We start from the raw sequence: 24,644 nt of genomic DNA, 5'->3' as shown, positions 1-24,644 counted from the left end.
CAACCTTATGATTATACACATCGCTGAGCAGCTTAACGTCGGCACTCCTGAAGGATTGGTTGTTGTCGCCACGTGACTCAGTCGTTCTGAGGCATTGGCTTGAGTATTAGGGTGGCTTGGTCTATTTGGCTGCTTCCATTGGCGAGCGATAGTTTGTACAAGAAAGTTTTTGTAGGCAGACTATTGAGCTAATTTGCGGTATCCGTCGAATAAATGATGAATTTCCTCAAGACCGTCTTCGATTGACCAAGAAACCGACTTTGACAATAAATCCAGTAAAATCACGCCGTTTACCGCTGCATCTTCGCTAATCGCAGTTTTTAACCGTTGGCTTAAATGGAGGTTGATGACTTGTAAGTTTTGATATAGCGCGAGCAGTTCATCCAGTTCCAGGGAATAGGGTAGGTGGTCTTTTTGCCGAAAATACTGTGCCAATAGGAACATCGTGGTTACTCGGTAAATCGTTTCAGTTTGATCGGCCAAGGGTAAGTGAAAACGTGCCATTGGCTTTAAAAATTCAGTATGCGGACACGGGCTGGTGGCCATAATTAAGCCTAGAATCGAACTGGCGATATGTTGAGCAGTGGTTTCGGCGCGTATGGTTCTTCTATCGGTAATGATTTCTACAGCCATTTGCTTGTGGGACACTAGGTGCCCACATAAACTTAACAGTGACACCAAATTAATCGCGACAGGACAGTGCGGAACCTGCTCAGGTTTTAACGGGCAATTGCGGCATTGTTGATACGTGAGCTCCGTCCATAGAGGATAGGGAGGGGGAGCGGCAGAAATAAGGGTCATGCTTTGTTTATCAACTTCTATCTCGAAATCGGCGCTATCGTAATCTTCTGCGCTTAAACGGTAGGTAAAATGTAGGATGTCTTCGGACATATAAATTCAGCAAACTTGTGATGTGCGTTTTCTTGGATGGATTTTAACCTGACTAAGCCGCAATATTGGCCGATTGTAGGGGCGTCGTCTGACTAGATTGGCTTGAGTATAGCTGCGGTATTCAAGTAACGGAGGCTGCCTCCGGCTCCGTGTTACAATCGACGGCTCTAAAAACATAATCTCAAAAGGCTTTACCATGCAATTTATTAAACTCTCCGCTGTTGCTTTATTGTTTTTATCTTTTCACGCCACAGCGGAAGTTCAGCTGACCAAAGCCGATGTTTTGGGTACATGGCAAATCGACAAAGAATCCAACACCAGTGATGGCAGCAAGGCCCGAAGCTCCAATACCACGTGGACGTTTAAAGACGATGGCACTATCGAAGGCATGACCCATGAAAACGATTCGCATGCCAGACTTGACCAAATGCGGGCTGTGCTGAATTACGCCGTCGAAGGCGGCAAGATTATCAAACAGGCGGCGCCGGGTCGCTCGAAGATGGAAACCTGCGAGGCAATTGAAAAGTCCGTCAACAATATGGTTTTGAAGTGCCAAACCGTTTATTTCTTTATGTCTAAAAAATAAAAACGCCGAGTACTTCTGATAGTGTCGTGCTTAGTTTGACCTATTTATGTGATCGTCGGATGGGATGGACTCATCGGTAGCGAGAAAACAGGAACTTCGATTTTGGCAGAGCAACCCCAAAGCCTATCCGATTTTGCGGAGCATTGTTTATTCAATGGCGACATTGAGCAAAAGCTTGTTTTAACTCATCAAGCCAGGCAGTTGTTGGATAACGGCTTATTGTCCCTGCAAACAACAGGGGCGGTATTGCCGATAAGCAACACCGTATTTCCGAGCCGGCCGACATTGTTGATGCCGCGCGAGATGCCTAAACGTCGTCTGGATTCCAACGAGGGTAAAGCGGCTTTTTTTCATGCGCTCGCACATATCGAGTTCGTGGCAATTTATTTGGCATGGGACATCATTTATCGGTTTCCCGGCTTGCCCGACGATTTTTATCGGGATTGGCTGATCATCGCCGACGAAGAGGCACAGCATTTCGAGTTGATTCGCACTCATTTGTTTGGCTTGGGATTCGATTACGGCGATTTGCCCGCTCATCGAGGGCTTTGGTCTCATGCCGAAGATACGTCCAATGACATTTTGGCGAGATTGGCGATCGTGCCGCGGTGTATGGAAGCGCGCGGATTAGATGTGACGCCGGGCATGATGGATAAACTGGTTGCAATCGACGATCAGCCCGGTCTGGCTATTTTGCGGCGGATTTACAACGACGAAGTCGGGCATGTCGAGCGCGGTTCGTACTGGTTCAATAATCTGGCCAGACAGCGTGGTCTGGAACCTGAACACTGCTTCAAAGACCTTATTCTGAATTATTTCAAGGGCAAGCCCAAGGGACCCTTTAACCGAGAAGTGCGTATAATCGCCGGCTTCTCGAATAACGAAATCGATTGGCTGGAGGAGCGTTTGCATGAATAACAAACCGGTTTTTGATTATCCACTGTTTGCGATGGGCTTTAGGGCCTTTTTCGCGCTGGCGGGATTATCAGCTCTGGCTTTGATTGCAGTATGGAACTCAATGTCCAACGGTTCGCTGCATATCGATAATTACTTCACCGGCAGCACGTGGCATGCTCATGAAATGTTGCTTGGCTACACCACAGCGGTGATTGCCGGTTTTTTACTAACAGCAGTTAGAAACTGGACTGGCTTACAAACGGTGACTCCCGATCAACTGGCGTCGCTGTGTTTTTTATGGATTTATGGCCGGGTATTGCCTTTTTATTCCGAACTACTGCCCGATTTGTTGATAGGCACCGTCGATTTCGTATTTTTGCCGGTGTTGGCGTATTTTGTGGGTAAGCCAATTTTAAAAACCGGCAACTATCAAAATCTGATTTTTGTCGCCTTATTGCTGTTATTAGCCTTGGGTAATGGTTTGATTCATGCCCAAGTTCTGGGTATGGCCGGTAATGCCTCGCTAGGGCTGGTCCTGGTGGTTACTGTTATCGTTGCGATGATTTTGGTCATCGCTGGCCGGGTATTTCCGTTTTTTACCGAACGGGGGCTATCTGGGGTTATTTGTATTCGCAATCCGGCATTGGATATAGCCGCTGTTGCGGTGAGTTTGGCGGTGTTTGCATTATTGATGCTGAATATATCCGGCGCTTTGTTGGCTGTTGCTGCGGTAGCGGCGATTGTGATTAATATTGTGCGAGTGGCGGCTTGGTACAATCCGCGGATTTGGTTTGTGCCCCTGCTTTGGGTTTTGTACATCGGCTATGGTTGGTTGATCCTTGGATTTGGCTTGGTATCGCTCTCTGCTTTTGCTGTGGTTCCGCAGTCTTTGGCTTTACACGCCTTTACTGTGGGTGGCATCGGTATTTTGACTTTGGGCATGATGGCCCGCGTTGCGTTGGGCCATACCGGCAGGGCGCTAAAAGCCTCGAATGTGATGGCGCTGGCCTTTGTGCTGATAAATCTGGCCGCGTTGTTTCGGGTGTTATTTCCGGCTTTGTTGCCAAACTGGTATGGCGGTTTGGTGATGGTGTCCACCTATTGCTGGTTGGCGGCGTTTTCCTTGTTCGCATTTTATTATTCGCCAATTTTGATGTCGCCCAGGTTGGATGGGCAGCCGGGGTAGCGTAGTTCATAAAAACAGTGGCGATGGCGGATGGTCTCGTCCAAGCGTGCCGTATTTTTTATACATTGAATTTGTTGGAGCGACAGTGTTAGGGTTGCTATATCGGTTTACTGCGCGATCTGGTCAATGAAATGAGAGTGAATGGAAGCAAATTGCGCGACAGGTTTGATGTGAACATGAGTCGGACGGATTGACTTTGGTCAACGGCGTCAAGGGCGTAAGCGGGTCTGTTCCTGGCAGGAGTAATGATCTTGGTCAGTGATAGCGGGCTTTGATAGGGTTGTAAAAAAGGCGGCTTTCAGCCGCCTTTTTTTGTGTCGAAACGTTTTTACTGCGCGCTGTAATGCGATTCGATATAACGCTCGACTATAGCTTGGAACTCTTCAGCGATATGGTCGCCTTTAAGGGTGACGGTTTTGAAGCCGTCTTCAAAAACCGGTGCAACAGGTGACTCGCCAGTGCCGGGCAGGCTGATGCCGATGTTGGCATTTTTGCTTTCGCCGGGGCCGTTTACGACACAGCCCATTACCGCGACTTTCATATCTTCCACGCCTTTGTATTTGTCTTTCCAGACAGGCATTTGGTCGCGTAAATAGCCTTGAATGTCTTGCGCCAGGCGTTGGAAATAATCGCTGGTGGTGCGGCCGCATCCGGGGCAGGCGACTACCATGGGGGTGAATGAGCGGAAATTCATGGTTTGCAGAATTTCCTGGGCCACGATCACTTCTTTGGTGCGCGCGGCACCGGGTTCGGGTGTTAGGGATACGCGGATGGTGTCGCCTATGCCTTGTTGCATCAGCACGCCGAGTGCTGCTGCTGATGCGACGATGCCTTTGGAGCCCATGCCAGCTTCGGTAAGGCCTAAATGCAGGGCGTAATCGCAACGGCTGGACAGGTCTTGGTAAATGCTGATCAACTCCTGAACATCGCTAATTTTGCAGGACAGGATGATTTTGTCTTTGCCTAGCCCGATTTCCTGGGCTCTAGCCGCGCTTTCCAGGGCGGAGAGTATGATAGCTTCGCGGGTGATCAGGGGTAATTCTTTGGGTTGCGCTAATTGTCTGTTCTCGTCAAGCAAGCGGGTTAACACAGCCTGATCAAGACTGCCACCGTTGACGCCAATCCGCACGGGTTTGTTGTATTGAATCGCAAACTCTATCATCTGCTGAAATTGCGGGTCCCGCGCTTTGCCTTTGCCGACATTGCCGGGGTTGATACGGTATTTGGAAAGTGCTTGAGCGCAATCCGGATATTTTTCCAGTAACTTGTGGCCGTTAAAATGGAAGTCGCCGATAATGGGCACCGAAAAGCCTTTTTGTGCCAGTCGGTTGACGATTTCTGGTACGGCTTGCGCAGCTTCTTCACGGTCGACAGTGACGCGGACCATTTCCGAGCCGGCTGTTGCTAATTCCATGATCTGTTGAACGCTTCCTGCCACATCAGCTGTATCGGTATTAGTCATGGATTGAACTACAATCGGAGCGTCGCCGCCGACTTTTACGTTTCCTACCAAAACCTGTTGGGTGTGTTTTCTGGAGCTAATCGACATAGAAGTGTGGTCTGCAAAAACTGAAAGTTATCTAAAAAATACCAAGTAATTCACTTAGGATATAAATTATACCTCCTTAGTAACAGGACGAAAGAGCAAATTGTGCGGATAAATTACTTTTCTGATGTGCATCTGGAATTTGGCGAGCAGAGTCTGCCGGAAACCGATGCCGATTTGGTCGTGGCGGCAGGCGATATCGGCATATTCAAACAAGGTGTCGAATGGTTGAAGTCTATCGGCAAGCCTGTGGTTTATGTGGCGGGTAACCATGAGTTTTATGGTTACGAATATCAACAGACTATCGATATGTTGCGTAGGGAATGTGCGGGCAGTCAAATTCAGTTCCTGGAAAAAGATCAGTTTATCTTCCAGGGTGTGCGCTTTTTGGGTTGCACCTTGTGGACGAATTTGTTTATCGAGGGCGCCGAAAAGGCCGAAGTGCTGGGAAATACCTTGAATGACTTTCGCAAGGTGTCATTTGCAGGCCAAACTTTCGAGCCCAAACACTTTACCGAACTACATCGGGAATCTAAATTCTGGTTAGAACAACAACTTGCCACGCCCTTTGCCGGCAGGACCATAGTGGTCACTCATCATGCGCCCACCGAATGGAGTTGGATCGATTCACCCAACGTACTTAAAAAGCTGGCTTATTGTAATGACTTGAAGCCTTTATTTCACGAATATGAAATAGCAGCCTGGTTTCACGGTCATGTGCACAATTTGGGTGATTACCGGATAGCGGATGCCCGTATCTTAAGCAATACCCGGGGGTATGTCGGGCGCAAGTATGTGAGTGGTTTTGATATCGATAAAGTGGTTGATATTTGAGCGGTATTTCCACTTATGCCGGGCGCTATCGCTCGGCTTAAAGGGCTACAAGCCTTGGGATTTTCCGTTGAGAAAGCCGATAACTTGTGATGTAATGAGCATGTTTTGTCTTGAAGTGCCCTTTGGGATCGGTGTTTCGCAATGGGCTTTTTGCTGCAACTAGTCTGGGGAGCAGGCGTATTAACTATGCAATTTAATATAAAGAAAGGTTTGGATTTGCCTATAACAGGCGGACCCGAACAAAAGATTAGCGATGGTAACAGCATCAAATCGGTCGCCTTATTGGGTGCCGATTACATCGATCTGAAGCCGAAAATGATGGTTGCCGAAGGAGATAAGGTCAAATTAGGACAGGCCCTTTTTTCTGACAAAAAAAATCCTGGCGTCAACTTTACCTCACCCGGCGCGGGTGTCGTTAAAGCTATTAACCGTGGCGACAAGCGTGCATTGTTGTCTGTGGTCATTGAATTGCAAGGGAATCAGCAGGAGTCTTTCGCCAAATACGGCGAAGCTGAGTTAGGTAATTTGACTCAAGAGCAGGTCAAGGAAAACTTGCTTGCATCGGGATTGTGGACTGCGTTCCTGACACGTCCTTACGGTAAAATACCTGCTGTCGATACAACGCCTAGTTCAATTTTTGTCACAGCGATAGATACTCGTCCGCTTGCGGCAGATCCTGCTGTCATTATCAAGGAACGGGCTGCCGACTTTGCTAATGGCTTGACTGTAGTTTCTAAGTTGACATCCGGTAAAACCTATCTTTGTAAAGCCACGGGCACTGATTTGGTAGCGAATCAAGCCGTTCAGGTAGCGGAGTTTTCCGGGCCGCATCCTGCCGGCTTGCCAAGCACCCATATTCATTTTATCGATCCGGTCAATATCCATAAATTCGTATGGCATATTGATTACCAGGCGGTAATTGCTATTGGCGCATTGTTTACCACAGGTAAGCTGAATGTAGAACGCATCGTTTCTTTGGCTGGTCCAACGGTTAAAAACCCAAGATTGGTACGCACACGTGTGGGCGCCAATCTGGACGATTTGGTTGCCGGCGAATTGCAAGATGTTGAAAACCGGGTAATTTCGGGCTCTGTTTTGTATGGCCACGAGGCTGCCGGATCTCTGGCATTTTTGAGTGCTTACAGTTTGCAAGTTTCTGCCATTAAAGAGGGTCGTGAACGTGAGCTTTTCGGTTGGATCGTCCCCGGCAAAGACAAATACTCGGCTATGAATGTGTACGTGTCGAGCAAAGATCGTAAAGATAATCGCCTGTTTCCGTTGACCACCGATAAAAATGGTAGCAATCGCGCCATTGTTCCGGTGGGAGTCTACGAGACAGTGATGCCTTTGGATATTTTGTCTACACCTTTATTGAAAGCCATTGTAGTCGGCGATACCGACACTGCACAGTCTCTTGGCTGCCTGGAACTGAGTGAAGAAGACGTGTCTTTGTTCACCTTTGTCGATCCAGGCAAGCATGACTTCGCGCCTGTGCTCAGAGCTAATTTAACTAAAATCGAGAAGGAAGGATAATGTCGGCTAGAGATATTTTAGATAGCATAGAGCCGCATTTTACAAAGGGCGGCAAGTTTGAAAAGTATTACGGTCTCTACGAGATGGTGGATACTTTTATTTACACGCCATCCGATGTAACGCGCGGAAAAACCCATGTGCGTGACGGTAACGATCTGAAACGTACCATGACGTTCGTAGTAATCGCCACGGCGTTTTGTATTTTGATGGCTTGGTACAACACGGGTTATCAAGCCAACTTAGCCATGAAGGGTATGGGTGTCGAGTCGATCAACAATTGGCGCAGCATTCCAATGGCGCTATTCGGCTACAACCCGTACAACCCGATTTCCTGCCTGGTGCACGGCATGTTGTATTTCTTCCCTGTTTACATCACTACCTTAGCGGTGGGTGGCGTTTGGGAAGTGTTGTTCGCAACCGTACGCAAGCATGAAGTCAACGAAGGTTTCTTGGTATCGTCAATGCTGTATACCCTGATCCTGCCACCTGACATCCCCTTGTGGCAAGTGGCTTTAGGTATCTCGTTCGGTATCGTGTTGGGTAAAGAAGTTTTCGGTGGTACCGGTAAAAATTTCCTTAATCCCGCTTTGACAGGTCGTGCTTTCCTGTTTTTTGCGTATCCGGCTTCAATTTCCGGCGATGCGGTATGGGTTGCAGTGGATGGTTACAGTGGCGCGACGGCTTTATCGTTGGCATCGGCTGGTGGCGTGGAGGCGATTAAAGAGAGTTTCAGTTGGATCCAAGCGTTTTTGGGATTCATTCCCGGTTCGATGGGTGAAACATCCACATTAGCTTGTATGTTGGGTGCTGCATTCTTGTTGTACACACGTGTTGCTTCATATCGGATTATGGCTGGCGTATTGATTGGCATGATCGGTATGTCCACTTTATTGAATATCGTTGGCAGCACAACCAACCCAATGTTTGCCATGCCTTGGTACTGGCATATGGTTGTCGGTGGCTTTGCTTTCGGTACGGTGTTTATGGCAACTGATCCTGTTTCTGCCGCTGTGACCGACACGGGTCGCTGGATTTACGGCTGCATGATCGGCGTGATGATTATCATCATTCGGGTTATTAATCCGGCTTTCCCGGAAGGTGTGATGCTTGCAATTCTTTTCTCAAACATGTTTGCACCATTGATTGATTACTTTGTTGTTCAAGCAAATATTAGAAGAAGGATCAAACGCCATGCTTAATGCCGAGAAAAAAACCTGTAAGTACAACGAGCAGCTCTGCAAGTACTACGAACAGTTCAGAGTTTACGCCGACAGAATCCTGGCTTTAAGTAACGACAGCCTGGAAAAAACCGTCAACGTGGCTTTGGCCTTATGTTTGGTGTGCGCTGTATTGGTATCTATTGCTACAGTCGCTTTACGGCCTTTGCAAGGCTACAACAAAGCCCTGGACATGAAGAAAAACATTCTTGATGTGGCTGGTTTGTTGGAAGAGGGTACTGATATAGATAAAGCCTTTGCGGAAAGAATCGAAAGCAAGATTGTCGACCTGAAAACAGGTGATTACGTAGACAATATCAATGTCGACGAATACGACCAACGCAAGGCTGCTAAAGACCCTGCGCAGAACGAGTTGATTCCGGTCGAGAAAGATATTGCCAGCATCCGTCAAAAAGCCAAATACACCAAAGTGTTTTTGGTTAAAAACGGCGACCAGTTGCAATCCATTATTCTGCCTATCAACGGTTACGGTTTGTGGTCTACGATGTACGGCTTTTTAGCCTTGGAAGCTGATGCGCAAACGGTACAGAGTATCAACCTGTACGACCAAGGTGAAACCCCTGGCCTGGGTGGTGAGGTAGTCAATCCTAACTGGCGCGCGTTGTGGAAAGGCAAAAAAGTCTATTCCGATAAAGGCGAAGTGGCTTTGACTTTAGTGAAAGGTGGTGTCGATTCCAGTCGCCCGGATTCTGTTTACAAAGTGGATGGTTTGGCCGGCGCAACCCTAACCAGTCGTGGCGTCAGTAATTTGATCCAATACTGGATGGGTACCGAAGGTTTTGCCACCTATCTAAACAAAATTAGAAAAAACGGTTAGGACTTATCATGGATAAAGAAACTAAAAAAGTATTATTCGAACCGTTGGTCGATAACAACCCAATCACCCTGCAGGTGCTTGGTGTGTGTTCGGCGCTGGCGGTAACGTCGCAAATGTCTACCTCATTGATCATGGCATTGGCCTTGACTTCGGTTACTGCCTGTTCAAGCGCAGCGATTAGTGCGGTGCGCGAGCATATACCGAGCAGCATTCGGATTATCGTGCAGATGATCATCATTGCTTCGCTGGTTATTGTGGTCGATCAGTTGCTTAAAGCCTTTGCCTTTGATGTCAGCAAAAAGCTGTCGGTATTCGTTGGTTTGATTATTACCAACTGTATCGTCATGGGACGTGCTGAAGCCTATGCGATGAAAAATCCGCCCCTGCAAAGCTTTGTAGATGGTATCGGTAACGGCTTAGGTTACAGTTTGATTCTGGTCATCGTGGCTTTGTTTAGAGAAACCTTGGGTTCAGGCAAACTGCTTGGCTTCGATTTGCTGCCTTTGGTCAAAGATGGTGGTTGGTATGTGCCTAACGGTATGATGCTACTGCCGCCTAGCGCGTTTTTCATTATCGGCTTGATCATTTGGGGTTTCCGTACCTGGAAACCAAAACAAGTGGAACACAACGAGTTCAAAATCATGTCGATTGCTCACGGTGAAGGGGGACATCACTAATGGAAGCCTATATCAGTCTGTTTGTTAAAGCGGTTTTCATTGAAAACCTGGCGCTGTCTTTCTTCCTGGGTATGTGTACCTTCTTGGCGGTGTCCAAGAAGATCTCTACGGCCATGGGTTTGGGTATTGCCGTTATGGTGGTGCAAACCTTAACAGTGCCTGCCAATAACTTCATTTACCAAACCTTGTTGAAAGAAGATGCATTATCTTGGATAGGCATTACCGGTGTGGATTTAAGCTTTTTAAGCTTGTTGAGCTGCATCGGTATGATCGCTGCGATTGTGCAGATTCTGGAAATGATTTTGGATAAATTCTTTCCGGCTCTGTATCAAGCCTTGGGTATTTTCCTGCCGTTGATTACCGTTAACTGCGCGATCTTGGCCGGTAGTTTATTCATGATCGAACGTGACTACAATTTTGGTGAAAGCGTGGTATACGGTATAGGAAGTGGTTTCGGCTGGGCTTTGGCGATTACCGTTATGGCCGGTGTGCGTGAGAAATTGAAATACAGCGATATTCCTGCTGCATTACAAGGTCTGGGCATCACTTTTATTACCGCTGGCTTGATGTCTCTGGGCTTCATGGCTTTCTCTGGAATTCAATTATAAGGGTATCGTAATGCTGGAAATTGCATTAGGTGTTATTTTCTTCACGGTCATCGTGATAGCGCTGGTGTTTTTAATCATCGGCGCGAAAAGTAAGCTGGTGGCCTCTGGCGATGTGGAAATTCTGATCAATAACGAAAAGAAAATCCATGTCCCGGTGGGCTCAAAATTGTTGACCGCATTGGCGGACAACCAATTGTTCGTGTCCTCAGCTTGTGGTGGCGGCGGCACTTGTGGTCAATGTAAAGTGAAAGTGCACAGCGGCGGTGGCGACATTCTGCCAACCGAGCAATCGCATATCACAAAACGGGAAGCCGCACATGGTGAACGTCTGGCTTGCCAAGTATCCATCAAACAAAATATGGATATCGAAGTCGAAGACAGCGTATTCGGTGTTAAGAAATGGGAATGCACCGTTAAGTCCAACGACAACGTCGCAACGTTCATTAAAGAGTTGGTGTTGGAATTGCCTGAAGGTGAAGCCATCAATTACCGCGCCGGCGGTTATATCCAAATCGAATGCCCGCCACATATTTCAAAATATGCGGATATGGATGTTGCCGAGGAATATCGTCCTGATTGGGATAAGTTCAATCTGTGGCGCTATGTTTCCGATGTAAAAGAACCGACTCTACGCGCGTACTCAATGGCATCTTATCCTGAAGAAAAGGAAATCATGCTGAACGTCAGGATTGCTACGCCGCCTCCAGGGGCGCCCGATGGCATTCCGCCAGGGATCATGTCGTCCTTTATCTTCAATCTGAAACCAGGTGATAAAGTGTTCGTATCCGGTCCTTACGGCGAGTTTTTTGCCAAAGAAACTGATGCGGAAATGGTATTTATCGGCGGTGGTGCTGGTATGGCGCCGATGCGTTCGCATATCTTCGATCAATTACGTAGACTGAAATCGAAGCGTAAAATGACTTTCTGGTATGGCGCACGTAGCAAACGCGAAATGTTCTACGTTGAAGATTTCGATATGCTGGCCAAAGAAAACGACAATTTTGAATGGCATGTAGCCTTGTCGGATGCTTTGCCTGAAGATAACTGGAAAGGTTATACCGGCTTCATTCACAACGTGTTGTTCGAAGAATTTATCAAGAAACATCCGAACCCAGAAGATTGTGAATACTACATGTGCGGGCCGCCAATCATGAACTCTTCAGTGATTAACATGCTGCTGGCTAATGGTGTGGATCCTGAAAATATTATGTTGGATGATTTCGGCGGTTAAGTTGTATTAATCTGACGCGAAGCACAGGGAGCGATTTTCGGATCGCTCCTTTTTTCGTTTCAGTGATTAGAAAAAACAGGAGAAAAAAATGGGTTATTTTTTAGTAACATTTTTATTTATGTTGATCGTTATTGCCGTCATGGCAGTCGGTGTGCTTTTCGGTCGGAATGCTATCAAGGGGTCTTGCGGCGGCACCGGCAATTGCGTATGCAGTGAGAAATGCGACAAAAGAAAGAAGTTTGAAGCTGAGCAAGCTAAAACATTGGAACAACATTAAGTCTGCTTGCCCAAAGCGATAAACTAAGCTACTTCGGAGCGATAACTCTCCGAAACGTTAAGTTTATGCGTCCTTGAGTCAACTTCTGATCGACAGGAATACTATGCAGCCAGTGGTGTTGAAAATCGGGCTGCATAATCAATAGCATTCCACTAGTCAGTAAAATACTGCCGCTTTCCGCGTTTTTTTTATGCCGAAATGCAAATTGTCGGGTCGCTCCCAGCGTCAATGATGCGATAAAAGGCTGTGGTCCCAACTCCGCTTCGTTATCCGCATGCCAGCCTACATAATCATCGCCGTTGCGATATAAATTCACTAATACCGAATTAAACGAAAAGTTTAAGAACTGTTCGATTTTTTGCCTTATATCCGATAGTAATGGCGTCCAGGGCCGAGTTTTTAACAGATTATTGCTGTAGCTATAAACTATCCCCGGATCAGCCTGCCAGGTTTGCAGGCGGGGTAAAGTAAATTCCCGGCCGGCAACGCTGTAACAATTGTCGGGCCAATTTTGTTCCTGGAGCAAACGCCTATAGATAGCATCGCTTTCGGCAGCGTCGTAAAAATCCCTTATTATTCTCAGCTCCTTATCAGGCGTCATTCGTCTTGCAATTCCTGCTGTGCTTTAATATGCGAGGCTAGTGCACTGTCCATTGTCGTAATGTGCAATAAAAACCATTGCGGCAGACGCTCTTTGACAAAAGCACGGCCAAAGGAAATTAAGCCTTTGTCGATCCGGGTTTTAAACTGTTTGAATTCTTCCAAAACCCGTTGATGTTCGCCTTTGTGTTCGGTTTCCGCCGGAAATCCGAATTGCGCCATTAACCGATTTTCAGATTCAAAATGTTCTTCGGTGTGTTGATACAATTGCGCAAACAAGCCCGGAAAATCAGTGTTATTGGCCTTATCCAATTGATTTACCAAATCAATAAAGATGCCGTGATTATGATCGATGTGAGCATAACCAACACTCAGGGGTATGGTTCTGTCGAATATTGTCATTTGAACACTCGTGTGATTTGTAAACTAATGCACTAAAGCATGTTTTATGCCTAGTAATCGCCGACGATAAAACGGATGGATGATTGTCGATGGCAATTAAAGCGCAGGCCAGATTTAATCGGGTATCACCTCATCAACTCTACTAACGATGCGCCCATCGGCCATTCTAATGTCGAACAGTTCAAGCTTGGCTAACTGTTTAACCGACTTCACCAGCTGGGAGCTTTCGTGTCGTTGCACGATAGCATAACCGCGTTCCAGCGTTGCCAGTGGACTAATCGCATGTAAGGTTTGTGACATCGCGTGTTGCCGATTTTTCAATGCCGTCAGTTTAATTTGCATCGAACGGCTTAATCGTTGTTGGAAGTAATCAAGTTGCTGCCGATAGCCGTGAATCGATACCAACGGTTGCTGTCCGTTCAGACGCTGGGTGTTTAACGCCAGACGCTGGCGGCACAGCCCCAAGCCGGTCTGCGTCGCGCGATCCAAGCGTTGTTCCAATTCGTCGAGACGCTGGGCATTGCGTTGTAGTTTTTCGCCCGGATGTTGGGTTTGTAGGGCTTTATTTAGCCAACTCAAATGCATCTGTTGCTGCTGTAATTTATCTTTCATCTGCCGGGTTAGTTGGCGCTCAATAGCTGTAAAGCGATTAAGCCAGGCGGATTGGTCCGGCACCGCACATTCGGCCGCTACCGATGGTGTCGGTGCGCGCAAATCAGCGACGAAATCGGCGATGCTGAAATCTACCTCGTGGCCTATTGCTGAAATCACCGGAATTCCACTGGCCGCTACCGCCCGGGCGACGATTTCTTCGTTAAAAGCCCACAAATCTTCCAGCGAGCCGCCGCCACGCGCCAGGATGATCACGTCTACTAGGGCTTGCTTATTGGCTGCTGCCAATGCCGCGCTGATCTCGAATTTAGCGCTTTCGCCCTGCACGGCTACCGGATAGATCAGCACCGGGATCGCCGGAAAGCGCCTTTTTAATACGCTGAGAATATCGTGAATCGCTGCGCCACTGGCCGAGGTGATGACGCCGATTTGTGTTGGCAGTGGCGGCAGCGGTTTCTTGCGGTTTTGCTCGAACAAACCCTCCTGTAATAGCTTTTGTTTTAAGCGTTCGTACGCCAGACGCAATGCGCCGTCACCTGCTTCTTCCAATTGTTCCACCACCAATTGATAATCGCCGCGCGGTTCGTACAAACTGACTTGCGCGGTGGCGACCACCAGATTGCCGTTGGCAGGTTTGAACCTTAGTCGTTGCTGTTGTCCTTTGAACATGGCGCAGCGGATCTGGGCTTGCGCGTCTTTCAAGGTAAAGTAGTAATGGCCGGAAGAGGGCAGGCTGAGATTGGAAATCTCGCCTTGTACTTGCACGGTTAAGAAATGGCTGGCCAGCAAGCGTTTGGCTTCGCGGTTTAGCTGAGATACGCTGAAGATCTGCTCGGAATTACTCATCGAATGCTTGCAAGTGCAGGGCGAATAGGTTGAAAACCTTATTTTACGGCGGTTTGCCGCAAATAACAGGGGCTTTTACTTTGCGGAAGTGTTTCCAGGTAAGCTGCGCTAAAATGCTGTCTCGGTAATGATTTCGGCTTTAGCGAACAAGGAACTACGGATGCATGAACATCAATTGAGTAACTGGCAACATTCGCACGATTTCGCGCGGATCAATCGCAAAGGCGAGCGGCGTACGAAATGGGTGCTGCTTCTGACGTTTGCGACGATGATTGTGGAAATTGTCGCCGGTATGCAGTTTCATTCGATGGCGTTGTTGGCGGACGGATGGCACATGGCCACGCATGTGGTGGCTTTTATGATTGCAATCTTCGCCTACCGTTACAGTCGTATTCATCAGCATGACCAAACCTTTGCATTTAGTCCTGCCAAGGTTGGAGTATTGGGCGGATTTGCCAGTTCGATAGCATTGGCGATGGTAGCCTTAGTGATGATCGCCGACTCGGTACAACGGCTACTGATGCCGGAAATAATTCGCTTTGACGAGGCGATTTTAGTCGCGCAAGTGGGTTTGTTGATCAACCTGTTAAGCGCGTTATTATTGCGAGACCATCACGATCATCACCATGGACACGGGCATAATGCTCACCATGGCCATGGCCATGACGAACATGATCATGATCACAAGGATCATGGCCAGCGCTCCCATCATCACGATCACAATCTAAGGGCGGCCTATCTACACGTAATGGCCGATGCGCTGACATCGGTATTGGCCATCGTCGCCTTGGTGGCTGGCAAATATTACGGTTGGGTTTGGCTGGATACGGTGATGGGTTTTGTTGGTGCGACAGTGATTCTGGTCTGGGCTTACGGCTTAATCAAAGAGACCAGCCCCGTATTGCTGGACCAGACCATAAACTCCAAATACACCCAGGCGATACAAACCGCGCTGGAGGAAGACGGCGAATGCCTTGTCAGCGATCTGCATGTTTGGCCCGTTAGTGCCAATCATTATGCGGCAATCGTGGTTTTGGTCACGCAGGAGCCAAAATCGCCCAGTTATTACAAGAATCTATTGGGCAAATTCGCACAACTCGACCATATCACCGTGGAAGTCAATTGTTGTAAGGGTCAGGATTGCGTTGCAGAATAATCGCGTCGTTGCCGATGAATTCGATTTGGCAATGATAATGCGCCGCCAACCAATGAAAGGTCGGTCGCGAGAAAAAAGCGATGTGGGTTTGATCGTTTTTGTAATGCCATTTGGCAAAGGCCTCGGCATCTATGACCAATTTGGTCATGATGCCCAGCCAACCGCCGGGTTTTAATAATTTAAACAGCGTGTCGAATTCGCGTTTCGGCGCGCGAAAATGCTCTACTACCTCGGTGCAGACGATAAAGTCGTAGGTTCTTTGCAGGTGTTCAGGAAAGTCCGCATAGAATGGGTCGTAGACATTTACTCGATGCCCACGCGCCTTGAACAGTTCTGCAAGCGCCGGGCCTGGGCCGCAACCATAATCAAGTCCAACAGAATTGTTCGGTAATTTTCTGAGCAAAGGCTTTGCCAAGCGGGATAGAAATTCAATGTAGCCCGGATCGTCAATGGTATTTTGATGTAGATCATAAATAGCTTTTTCCTGGCTCGGCGATAAGTGCTGAGAGCAATCAACATAAACCAGCAAGCACTGTCGGCACTGAGTGTAATCGCGTTTTGCGTCGCTGTGATAAAGATGGGTATCGGGGCTGTTACAGAGTGGGCAGGATGGTGCCGGCATAATTAATTTGGGCTTTTGCTTGACGCTTGGGCGATATGCTGTAGAATGCGCCGCTCTCTACTGCGGAGCGGTAGTTCAGTTGGTTAGAATACCGGCCTGTCACGCCGGGGGTCGCGGGTTCGAGCCCCGTCCGCTCCGCCACTTTCGTTTTTACCTGAGTTTTAATCTCATCGATTGAGTGACATTGATGATGAGTATCTAGCAAGCATTTTAGTTTGCAATATTCCTAAACCGTTGCCAGATAATTTTAAACGTCAGCGTCAAGGTTGGATCGTTCTTGGCAACACGCTTATCCAGGGTATCTGGATCTGCCCAACAGCCTTCGTCGATTTCATCTGCCGCTAAGCTAAACGGTCCGTTATGCCGGCAACGGTAGACCTGGATAAATTCCATACCCAAGTCGGTGCTAGGTTCCAATTTAAATAAACTCTCCAGGCTTTCGGCAAATATGCCCAATTCCTCCTTTAATTCACGAGGCGCGCAACGGTCATAGCTTTCGCCGGCGTCGACGTGACCAGCCGCCGAGGTATCCCATAAGCCTTTGTTCAAATCTTTTTTCATCGAGCGCTTTTGTAGAAACAACTGGCCAGCATCGTTGAAAACCAGAATATGCACGGCCCGGTGGCGCAGACTGTTGGCGTGAATCACCGACCTGGGTTGTTGGGCAATCACTGTATCGTCTTTATCGACGACATCGAGAAGTTCGTTGTGCATGTAAACTATCGATTCCTGAAGCAAGGTCGTGTATGGTAGCTGTTTTTAGTGCATGTCGCAGAGAACATATGGCAAGAAGAAGCGAACATAGTCAGGAACAAATCAAGGAAATGGTGCTGGTCGCCGCAGAAACCATCGTTATAGAGGACGGTTATAGTGCTCTGACGGTGCGCAAAATCGCGATGGAAATCGGCTATACCGTGGGCAGCATTTATATGGTATTTGCCAATATGAACGATTTGCTGACCCACGTCAAAGGCCGCACATTGGATGAGTTGGCTAAACAATTGCTTCACTGCGAACCGTCCGCCAGTGTCGAGGAAAATATTCTGATCTTGGCGGAAACTTATCTAAATTTTGCCGCGCAGCATTTCAATCGCTGGCGAATGATCTTCGATATTCAGAGTGAGGAGCCTCAGCCTGACTGGTATCTACAAAAGGTGGAGCAGATGTTCGCGATTGTCGAGGTGTTGTTTGTCCAGCTTACCCCCGGCAGTTCCGCGGAACAAAGCCGGCTGGCAGCCAGAACCTTATGGAGCGGCGTGCATGGAATCTGTATTTTGTCGCTAACCGCCAAACCGCAAATCAGCGACATTCAAGCGTCCAGGCTAAGCGTGGATTTATTGGTGCAAACCTTTATTCAAGGCTGGAAGGCGCTTGCTCCACTTCAGGTAAATGCCAAACCACCAGAAAAGTAGCAGCCAGCAGCAGGAAACCCAGACCAATCAGCGCGGTAATGGGTGTAACTTGTTCGGCAGCAGCCAGTGTATAGCCGCCCACTGCCAATAACATCGCCACATTCTGGAAAAAATTCTGCATCGCTACCGCACCGCCACTGCCTATGCTTTGTTGACCAAGGTCCTGGAGGGCTGCGTTTATTGGTACGATAAACATGCCGCCGGCCATACCCATTAAAAACAACACAAAACGTGCCGGCCAGACTGCTTCCGTGAAACTCAGGGTGATGATAAAGATGCTCATCAAATAGGCCGGGATGCGGGCGCGGCGCAGATGTTCCAGCGGAATCAAGCGTGGGACTAGGACCGAACCGGCGATGATGCCGATGGCTAAAAACAGTGTCAGATTGGCAATGTCGCTGGCGTTATGTGTCATTAACACCAAGGGCGCCCAAGCAATGATGATGACCCGGACGCTGGCCGCAGCCGCCCAAAATAGAGATGCACCCAACACCGCGAAACGTGAGCGTGGCATCGCCAGAAATGTTTTAACTTCCACGTAGAACAGCCTGATTTTCGAGCCGGACGGCGGGGCTTTGCGTAAGCCTATCGGCAAGAATAAGGTGGTGGCAGCAGAAATCAAAAACAACAGTATCGTGACAATCAAGGCCCAGGTGGTGGAATGATCGGCCAGCTTTGCGCCGACCACCATACCGGTCAATATAGCCAGAATGGTGGAGCCTTCTATCCAGCTATTGGCTTTTACCAGGCCGTCGTGGCCCGCCAGTTCCGGCAAAATGCCGTATTTGGCCGGACTGTACAAGGCAGCGCCGACACCGACCACACAATACGCCAATAGAGGCTCGACGTTAAATAGCAACAAACCCGCGCCGCAAGCCTTGATCAGATTGGCGACAATCAATACCCGCGATTTGGCGTGACTGTCCGCAAATCCGCCCACCCAGGGCGCCAAGACTACGAATGCCACCAGAAACACGCTTTGCAAAGCCGGCACGTACCAACTGACCGGGTGCGCATCCTGCATCACCATGGCGATGACTGTAAACAATATGGCGTTGTCGGCAAATGCCGAGAGGAATTGCGCGACTAAAAGGGGATAGATGTGTTTGCTCATGGCATTAAAGGGTAGTTAAGTTAGGCAAGCCAGGTGTGGGTCGTGCTCAATCCGACTCGACGTCGCCACCTTCCAGCAATCGCGCTGCTAACGCTGTCGCGCCTGGATAATCGGTTTTTCCGGTCGCCAATACCGGCAGTTTATCGAGCACAAACACTTTCTTGGGTAAATTGATGGTGGCGACGCCGGTGGAGGCGTCGGCCAATTGCTTGGCGTTTGCGTCGCGGTGCGTCGTCAACAAGACGAGTTGTTCGCCTTTTTTCGGATCGGGCAAACTGACCACCACATGCTGCGCTTCCGGCCAAGCGTAGATGGCCAATTGTTCCACCGCGGTCAGCGATACCATTTCCCCGCCGATTTTCGCGAAACGTTTGCTGCGGCCTTGAATGTGGATAAAGCCTTCCTCGTCGACATGGACGATGTCGCCGGTATCGTACCAACCTTCGCCGAAAGCAGCGGAGCAGGGCGGTACCAATACGCCGGGATTGTCCGGTAGTAGATAACCTTTCATGATATTGGGGCCGGCGACATGCAGTTTGCCGGCGTTCTCAATACCGGGCACCGGCTCCAATTTATGCAGCATATCGGGCATGAAGCGGCCGACGCTTCCAGCCTTGTAGTCCATCGGCGTGTTTACCGAGGTTACCGGCGAAGTTTCCGTGGCGCCGTAACCTTCCAAGATACGGATACCGAATTTATCCAACCAAGTGGTGCGGGTGGTTTCTTGCAATTTTTCGGCGCCGGCTACCACGTAACGCAAAGAGTAAAAATCGTAAGGATGGGCTTTTTTGGCATACGCCGCTAAAAAGGTATTCGTGCCGAACATGATGGTCGCGCCAACCTCGTATGCCATCTCCGGAATTACCGCATAATGCAGCGGCGACGGGTAGAAAAAGCTGGTCATGCCATTCAATATCGGCATCATCGTGCCGACCGTGAAGCCGAAGGAATGGAACATCGGCAGAAAATTCAACACCACATCCCCCGGTCCGAAATCAATGCGCGCTCTGATTTGTTTATGATTGGCCAGGATATTGGCATGCGACAACACCACGCCTTTCGGTAAGCCTTCCGAACCTGAAGTAAACAATACTACCGCCGCATCGTCGGCATCGTAGTTCTGGCTCTTGTACCAAAATCTTGCGGTTTTAGCCTGTAGCAAGCCGATGATTTTGTCGACGCTTGTTAGTGATGTCGCCAAGTCTTCCAAATAAATTAATTTGACGTGTTGTGCCAGCGTTGCGGCTTCGTCACCCAGTTTCGCTAATTCAATGAATTTGCGCGAAGTCAGCACAATATTGATTTGTCCGGTGCGGCAAGCGGCAGCCATACCGGCGGCGCCGATTGAATAATTCAGCATCGCCGGTACCCGCTGATAAATCTGTAAACCCAGGACCACGTTCAGCGTCTTACAGCTATTGGGCAGCAACACGCCGACATTCTCGCCGGTTTGAGTGAGGGTTTTGATTAGTTTGCCTACGATGATGCTGCGGGTGATCAGTGCGTCGTAGCTTAGTGGCTTGCGTTCCAGATCCTCAGCAACGGTGTAACGCCCGCCATGTAAAGCCCGAGCTTCCAATAAGGCCGCAAAGATGGTTTGTTGGTAATGGCTGGTGGCAAACATCATTTCCGTCATGATGTCAGCCAGGATGTGGCCGCTATGCTTGCGGCGGGCTTTGCCGGTCACATCGCCGTGAGTCTCGATCAAGGTTGGCGGCTGGATATGAATGGTGATGCGCGGAAACCAGTGTTGACGCACGCTGCCCAGCTTGGAAAAGCGGCTGTATTCAGCGCCCTCGATGCGAATCGGCAACAAGGTTGCACCGGATTTATCGGCAACCATGCCGGTACCGTCATAGATTTTCATCAAGGAACCGGTCACGGTGATCCGGCCTTCCGGAAAAATCACGGTTTTGGTATCGCTTTGCAAATGATGGATTAAAGCCTTTAAAGACAAGGGATGCGTTGGATCCATCGGAAACACTTTGGATAAACGCAAAAATGGCTTTAGCCACCAGCGTTCAGAGATTTGGGTATTGATCGCAAAGGTGATGTCGTCCGGCAAAAACACGCCCAGCAGCAAAGGATCGAGAAATGAAGTGTGGTTGGCGACGATCAACACGCGGTTACCGGCTTTAGCGTAATTTTCCAGCCCGTGGACCTTCACTCGATAGACTAGCGTCAACAGCCAGCGTAAAACAATTTTTAACATGATATTCCTCCCGTAAGCGCATATTAGCAGACAGATTGCGATTTGCCGGAAGGCACTATAACGACAAACTAAACGTTGTTCAATTTAATTTTCCCTTTGCCTCCTAAAAACGAAAAAGCCATCTCCAAGGGATGGCTTTTGACATTGCTACCACCTTGTCCGTCAATGGACAAAATCGGTGCGTTAACCCGGTGAACTGCTTTATGGCTTTTTAAATTGGTTTTTCCCAAAGCCGAATACGCCTAACAGCGCCGGAACAAACAAGAAGACAGATGCAGGCAACGGAACAGCGGCTGGTGCGGCAGTGACGTGGACAGTAGCGCCTGTGATGGTTGTGGCGGGCCCGCTACCATCGGAGAGAAATAGTAGTTGTGCCGGCGTATAGATCGGGTCGGGGATTATGCTTAAGGCATTCCCCGCGCTGACATTGAGTGCTTGAAATTTGACGGTGCCCAGCAAGGTGGGCTCAGAGATATTCAAACCGGTTGCGACGCTGCCCGACAGCATTTCGGCAAAATGAATTTTCCCCAAGGTTGCGCCGGCGCCAGGCGTGATGCTGTTCGCCAAACTTTCGGTGTCAGCGCCAAAAATACTACCACTGCTTAGTAATTGGGCGGATAGATTGGTGCTGTTATAGGTCAAGTCGAAATCGAAGCCCGCCAGGTCATCAACGCTATTGATGTAAATATTGACATCAAAAATCGAGCCTTTGGCGAACGAGCGGATATTAGTGTCGTCAGCAAATTTAAGATTAAGCGTGGCCGCTTCAGTTATCTGGAAAAACCCGGCGAACATCAGCGCAAGCAGTTTGGTCAGTAATTGTTTGTTCATGAACGATTCCCTAGAAGTGGAAGCCGGCGCTTACGGCACCGGCAAAGTTATTTAAAATTGGATTAGGGTGTAGGGGTGACAATTGCGCATTGCGGCAAAGTACAAAGCGAAGCGGCCTTTCTGTAATCGATAATATTGACTCGCAAATCGCCATTCAGATCTGCGGGGTCGTTGGCTGCTACCACTTTGCCGTATTTGGCTTTGATGGCGTTCAAATCGTTCATGTCGATGTCGTTATCGCGATCCGTATCGCCGGGGCCTGTTACTTTGACGGTAAAAGCTTTAGATGCGCTGGTGTTATCGGCATCGTTTGCTGAGACGGTAAAGTTGAAAATGCCTACCTTGGAAAGTACGCCTGATAACAGACCTGTGTCTTGCGCAAGAGTCAAACCGTTCGGTAATGCGCCGGCGCTGACGTTGACCACGTAAGGCGTGTTGCCGCCGCTAACGGTGGGCCGCTCCGGAAACACTTCGTTGACATTGCCGTTTTGCAGCGCATCGACCATTGCGAAGGGCGAGATAGCCACGAATTCCGTCATTTGCGAACCTTGATAGGCACCGACGACTTCCGCAGTCGAACAATCGAATTCATGAGAGCCGCCGTTGGCATCGGTTACTTCCACTACGCCGTCGCCGTGCAGATTATCCGTTCCGACCGCATCGCACATGGCTTCACCCTTTTCGCCATCAATGGACGCGGCGGGGCCGCCATAGGCATAAAACTCATAACGGCGGGTGACGACTTCTTCGGCGTTGTTGCCCATGCTGTCGCTGCCGCCACGCAATTCGGATTTGGCGTTGCTGACTCCATTGTGGGATTGCAGCAAATACCATTCGGATTCGACTTCGTCCGGCTCACCATTGGTCCAGTCTGCTAGACCGTCGTGGTCATGATCATCACTGATCAGTGCGCCTAAGGCCAAAACCCGAGTGTTGTGAGTTTTAGTTTTAATAACCTTGACCCAACTAGGTTCGCCAAATTCTTTTACGACGCTTTGCGGAACAACCGGAGCCGGCATGGTTGCCACGACTTGGGCAGGGAAGTCAGTGGTCGGTGGGGTGTAGTCGAATACCGGCGTATTCAACTGCAGCGCGGGGCCAACAACCAGTTTGCCGCTGCCATCCTTGACCAGCCAGTTGTATTTGACCGCGCTATAAGGCGTGGTGGCGGAGTAGGCAAAGTGCACCCCAAAATGTTCGCAGCCGACATTTTTGCTTAAATCGTAGCAATACAAGGTACTGCCGATTGGATAGGGATTGGTGAAGGCACCGTCTTTTTCGTAACGTACGAAGGTTTTGGGGTGCGCCGGGTCGCTGAGGTCTTCCCGTATTTTTCCGTAACCGTAATGATTACCTGGGTAGGTGCTGACTACATCTTTGCTATTTGTATCGTCCAGTTCTATTTCTATGCCGTAGACCGGACCGCCGGTGTGATTCAGTGCGTCAAAGTTGCCCAGCCCGCCCCTGATGTCGCTTGCTTCGGCAATAGAACCGAGCGCCAGCAATGGCAGTAAGAATGTCATCTGTTTCATTGAGTGTTCCCTGTAGGTTTGTGGTGTGTCAATTGACTTTAACTAACAATGAAACTTGGCGGGGTGAACCGACGACCTCCCGGTTTTGATAGACCGAGATAAAGCCTGACTAAGTCAAAAAGCTAAGAAGTCTTGCCGCAAGGCACGTAGTCAGTTGCCTAAACTCAAAAGTCGATTTCGACATATTTAGACAACTAAAAGTCGCGGGACTTATAACAATGGAAAATGAATTCAAAATTAAAATTGCGGGAAATCTCACATTTCTATTGTCATTTAATTGATTTCTTTCCGGTTAGCATAGCTTTGATTAAGTGTTCGTTGTGCGCGCTACCAGAAACAAAGACGCCCACTACGTGTAAGGCAATTAGGACCAGCATAAAATTGGTTGCCCCTTCATGAATTTCCTCCCAAAATTCTTCATCTTGGCTTTGCGTTTCTGCTTTTCCATCCTCTTCCTCGTCTTCTTCCGCATGGGCAGCGCTAATCAAAGTTAGTGTTGTTGGATTGGCAGCCAGCGGACCTCGGCCTTCTTCTATCGCATATACTTTTAAGCCGCTGACCGTCACAACCAGCAGCGTTGAGAGCAATGCCATGACCATCCAGCCGCCCAAAGGATTGTGGCCGACATACTGTTTCGCGGAGCCTGCGCGCAGTTCGCGAATATAGCGGTGAACAGTTCCGGGAGAACGGACAAAGTCGCTAAATCGGGCATGGCGGCTGCCGATGATTCCCCACAGAATGCGGAAGATAATCAGACCCAAAACCGTGTAACCGGCGTAAATATGCCAAGCGTTTTCTTCCTCGCTGGTGAAATAGGCCACAGTAAAGGCAAGGACCAGCGACCAGTGAAAAATACGGATAAAAATGTCCCAGACCGCTACGGTGTGTTGGTTATTCATGTGGTTTACCTCGGCATGCTTAGTTGCAGATGTAGCTAGTGTAGGAAACCGAGATAAATCCAATCTTAAAAGTTCGGGGTTAAAA

The 24,644-nt window shown here is 48.8% G+C and carries 25 protein-coding genes and 1 tRNA gene; 14 read left to right on the top strand and 12 right to left on the bottom strand.

The window, feature by feature from the left end; all coding sequences use genetic code 11:
- Positions 1-180: 180 nt before the first annotated feature.
- Positions 181-891, bottom strand: coding sequence for a DUF6901 family protein (locus ACH5Y9_RS10645; protein WP_445369592.1), 711 nt, complete (start codon positions 889-891; stop codon positions 181-183).
- A gap of 196 nt (positions 892-1,087) precedes the next feature.
- Here ACH5Y9_RS10645 and ACH5Y9_RS10640 point away from each other — a divergent pair, with 196 nt between their 5' ends.
- The 3 genes from ACH5Y9_RS10640 to ACH5Y9_RS10630 all read left to right on the top strand — a co-directional run bounded on the left by ACH5Y9_RS10640 (position 1,088) and on the right by ACH5Y9_RS10630 (position 3,560).
- Positions 1,088-1,477 carry a lipocalin family protein gene (locus ACH5Y9_RS10640; protein WP_445369591.1) on the top strand — a complete coding sequence of 130 codons (390 nt, stop codon included), beginning with the start codon at positions 1,088-1,090 and terminating at the stop codon, positions 1,475-1,477.
- 102 nt (positions 1,478-1,579) lie between these two features.
- Positions 1,580-2,395 carry a ferritin-like domain-containing protein gene (locus ACH5Y9_RS10635; protein WP_445369590.1) on the top strand — a complete coding sequence of 272 codons (816 nt, stop codon included), beginning with the start codon at positions 1,580-1,582 and terminating at the stop codon, positions 2,393-2,395.
- The gene (locus tag ACH5Y9_RS10630; RefSeq protein ID WP_445369589.1) at positions 2,388-3,560 is read left to right on the top strand and encodes an NnrS family protein; all 1,173 of its coding nucleotides are present in this window, start codon (positions 2,388-2,390) and stop codon (positions 3,558-3,560) included. Before ACH5Y9_RS10635 ends, ACH5Y9_RS10630 begins: the two co-directional genes overlap by 8 nt.
- A 328-nt stretch (positions 3,561-3,888) precedes the next feature.
- On the opposite strand, the gene ispG is transcribed toward ACH5Y9_RS10630, so the two are convergent.
- The gene (gene ispG / locus ACH5Y9_RS10625; RefSeq protein WP_445369588.1) at positions 3,889-5,109 is read right to left on the bottom strand and encodes a flavodoxin-dependent (E)-4-hydroxy-3-methylbut-2-enyl-diphosphate synthase; all 1,221 of its coding nucleotides are present in this window, start codon (positions 5,107-5,109) and stop codon (positions 3,889-3,891) included.
- A 102-nt stretch (positions 5,110-5,211) separates the two neighbouring features.
- On the opposite strand from ispG, the gene ACH5Y9_RS10620 reads away from it, so the two are divergent.
- The 8 genes from ACH5Y9_RS10620 (at position 5,212) to nqrM (ending at position 12,321) form a co-directional block, all read left to right on the top strand.
- Complete coding sequence (locus ACH5Y9_RS10620) at positions 5,212-5,940, top strand: metallophosphoesterase (protein WP_171695021.1); 729 nt, start codon at positions 5,212-5,214, stop codon at positions 5,938-5,940.
- Between the two features lie 186 nt (positions 5,941-6,126).
- Positions 6,127-7,473 carry a Na(+)-translocating NADH-quinone reductase subunit A gene (locus ACH5Y9_RS10615; protein WP_445369587.1) on the top strand — a complete coding sequence of 449 codons (1,347 nt, stop codon included), beginning with the start codon at positions 6,127-6,129 and terminating at the stop codon, positions 7,471-7,473.
- Complete coding sequence (locus ACH5Y9_RS10610; protein ID WP_033159351.1) at positions 7,473-8,672, top strand: NADH:ubiquinone reductase (Na(+)-transporting) subunit B; 1,200 nt, start codon at positions 7,473-7,475, stop codon at positions 8,670-8,672. Before ACH5Y9_RS10615 ends, ACH5Y9_RS10610 begins: the two co-directional genes overlap by 1 nt.
- Positions 8,665-9,528, top strand: coding sequence for a Na(+)-translocating NADH-quinone reductase subunit C (locus ACH5Y9_RS10605; protein ID WP_033159350.1), 864 nt, complete (start codon positions 8,665-8,667; stop codon positions 9,526-9,528). Before ACH5Y9_RS10610 ends, ACH5Y9_RS10605 begins: the two co-directional genes overlap by 8 nt.
- 8 nt (positions 9,529-9,536) lie before the next feature.
- On the top strand, positions 9,537-10,205 hold the full coding sequence (locus ACH5Y9_RS10600) for an NADH:ubiquinone reductase (Na(+)-transporting) subunit D (RefSeq protein ID WP_445369586.1): 669 nt from the start codon (positions 9,537-9,539) through the stop codon (positions 10,203-10,205).
- Entirely contained in the window at positions 10,205-10,813 is a 609-nt protein-coding gene (gene nqrE / locus ACH5Y9_RS10595; protein ID WP_101052580.1) for an NADH:ubiquinone reductase (Na(+)-transporting) subunit E, read from the top strand. The genes ACH5Y9_RS10600 and nqrE overlap by 1 nt, the downstream gene beginning before the upstream one ends.
- A gap of 10 nt (positions 10,814-10,823) precedes the next feature.
- On the top strand, positions 10,824-12,044 hold the full coding sequence (gene nqrF / locus ACH5Y9_RS10590) for an NADH:ubiquinone reductase (Na(+)-transporting) subunit F (RefSeq protein WP_033159347.1): 1,221 nt from the start codon (positions 10,824-10,826) through the stop codon (positions 12,042-12,044).
- Between the two features lie 88 nt (positions 12,045-12,132).
- The gene (gene nqrM / locus ACH5Y9_RS10585) at positions 12,133-12,321 is read left to right on the top strand and encodes a (Na+)-NQR maturation NqrM (protein ID WP_033159346.1); all 189 of its coding nucleotides are present in this window, start codon (positions 12,133-12,135) and stop codon (positions 12,319-12,321) included.
- A 28-nt stretch (positions 12,322-12,349) separates the two neighbouring features.
- On the opposite strand, the gene ACH5Y9_RS10580 is transcribed toward nqrM, so the two are convergent.
- The 3 genes from ACH5Y9_RS10580 to xseA form a co-directional block, all read right to left on the bottom strand.
- Positions 12,350-12,922: an alpha-ketoglutarate-dependent dioxygenase AlkB family protein gene (locus ACH5Y9_RS10580; protein ID WP_445369585.1), complete on the bottom strand. Its 573-nt coding sequence runs from the start codon at positions 12,920-12,922 to the stop codon at positions 12,350-12,352.
- Complete coding sequence (locus tag ACH5Y9_RS10575) at positions 12,919-13,323, bottom strand: bacteriohemerythrin (RefSeq protein ID WP_445369584.1); 405 nt, start codon at positions 13,321-13,323, stop codon at positions 12,919-12,921. The genes ACH5Y9_RS10580 and ACH5Y9_RS10575 overlap by 4 nt, the downstream gene beginning before the upstream one ends.
- 114 nt (positions 13,324-13,437) lie before the next feature.
- Positions 13,438-14,781 carry an exodeoxyribonuclease VII large subunit gene (xseA, locus tag ACH5Y9_RS10570; protein WP_445369583.1) on the bottom strand — a complete coding sequence of 448 codons (1,344 nt, stop codon included), beginning with the start codon at positions 14,779-14,781 and terminating at the stop codon, positions 13,438-13,440.
- Positions 14,782-14,941: 160 nt separating this feature from the next.
- Here xseA and dmeF point away from each other — a divergent pair, with 160 nt between their 5' ends.
- On the top strand, positions 14,942-15,937 hold the full coding sequence (dmeF, locus tag ACH5Y9_RS10565; RefSeq protein WP_445369582.1) for a CDF family Co(II)/Ni(II) efflux transporter DmeF: 996 nt from the start codon (positions 14,942-14,944) through the stop codon (positions 15,935-15,937).
- On the opposite strand, the gene ACH5Y9_RS10560 is transcribed toward dmeF, so the two are convergent.
- Positions 15,900-16,559: a class I SAM-dependent methyltransferase gene (locus ACH5Y9_RS10560; protein ID WP_445369581.1), complete on the bottom strand. Its 660-nt coding sequence runs from the start codon at positions 16,557-16,559 to the stop codon at positions 15,900-15,902. The genes dmeF and ACH5Y9_RS10560 overlap by 38 nt on opposite strands.
- Positions 16,560-16,623: 64 nt before the next feature.
- Here ACH5Y9_RS10560 and ACH5Y9_RS10555 point away from each other — a divergent pair.
- Positions 16,624-16,700: transfer RNA gene (locus tag ACH5Y9_RS10555), tRNA-Asp, on the top strand.
- A gap of 69 nt (positions 16,701-16,769) precedes the next feature.
- On the opposite strand, the gene ACH5Y9_RS10550 is transcribed toward ACH5Y9_RS10555, so the two are convergent.
- Positions 16,770-17,273: an NUDIX hydrolase gene (locus ACH5Y9_RS10550; RefSeq protein WP_445369580.1), complete on the bottom strand. Its 504-nt coding sequence runs from the start codon at positions 17,271-17,273 to the stop codon at positions 16,770-16,772.
- A 68-nt stretch (positions 17,274-17,341) separates the two neighbouring features.
- Here ACH5Y9_RS10550 and ACH5Y9_RS10545 point away from each other — a divergent pair, with 68 nt between their 5' ends.
- Positions 17,342-17,971 (top strand): TetR/AcrR family transcriptional regulator, encoded by a 630-nt coding sequence (locus tag ACH5Y9_RS10545; RefSeq protein WP_445369579.1) that lies wholly within the window; start codon positions 17,342-17,344, stop codon positions 17,969-17,971.
- On the opposite strand, the gene lplT is transcribed toward ACH5Y9_RS10545, so the two are convergent.
- The 5 genes from lplT to ACH5Y9_RS10520 all read right to left on the bottom strand — a co-directional run bounded on the left by lplT (position 17,910) and on the right by ACH5Y9_RS10520 (position 24,559).
- Positions 17,910-19,085 carry a lysophospholipid transporter LplT gene (gene lplT / locus ACH5Y9_RS10540; RefSeq protein ID WP_445369578.1) on the bottom strand — a complete coding sequence of 392 codons (1,176 nt, stop codon included), beginning with the start codon at positions 19,083-19,085 and terminating at the stop codon, positions 17,910-17,912. The two genes, ACH5Y9_RS10545 and lplT, sit on opposite strands and share 62 nt — an antisense overlap.
- A gap of 46 nt (positions 19,086-19,131) precedes the next feature.
- The gene (locus ACH5Y9_RS10535) at positions 19,132-21,297 is read right to left on the bottom strand and encodes an AMP-binding protein (RefSeq protein ID WP_445369577.1); all 2,166 of its coding nucleotides are present in this window, start codon (positions 21,295-21,297) and stop codon (positions 19,132-19,134) included.
- A gap of 201 nt (positions 21,298-21,498) precedes the next feature.
- A complete protein-coding gene (locus ACH5Y9_RS10530) occupies positions 21,499-22,128 on the bottom strand; it encodes a cohesin domain-containing protein (RefSeq protein WP_445369576.1) in 630 nt (209 codons plus the stop codon).
- 62 nt (positions 22,129-22,190) lie between these two features.
- Positions 22,191-23,660 carry a putative Ig domain-containing protein gene (locus ACH5Y9_RS10525; protein ID WP_445369575.1) on the bottom strand — a complete coding sequence of 490 codons (1,470 nt, stop codon included), beginning with the start codon at positions 23,658-23,660 and terminating at the stop codon, positions 22,191-22,193.
- Positions 23,661-23,929: 269 nt separating this feature from the next.
- The gene (locus tag ACH5Y9_RS10520) at positions 23,930-24,559 is read right to left on the bottom strand and encodes a cytochrome b/b6 domain-containing protein (RefSeq protein ID WP_445369574.1); all 630 of its coding nucleotides are present in this window, start codon (positions 24,557-24,559) and stop codon (positions 23,930-23,932) included.
- Positions 24,560-24,644: the final 85 nt, after the last annotated feature.

The sequence above is a fragment of the Methylomonas sp. BW4-1 genome (genome assembly GCF_052474385.1).
Note: the sequence above shows the minus strand (reverse complement) of the source record. Positions and strands in the feature narration are given on the sequence as shown.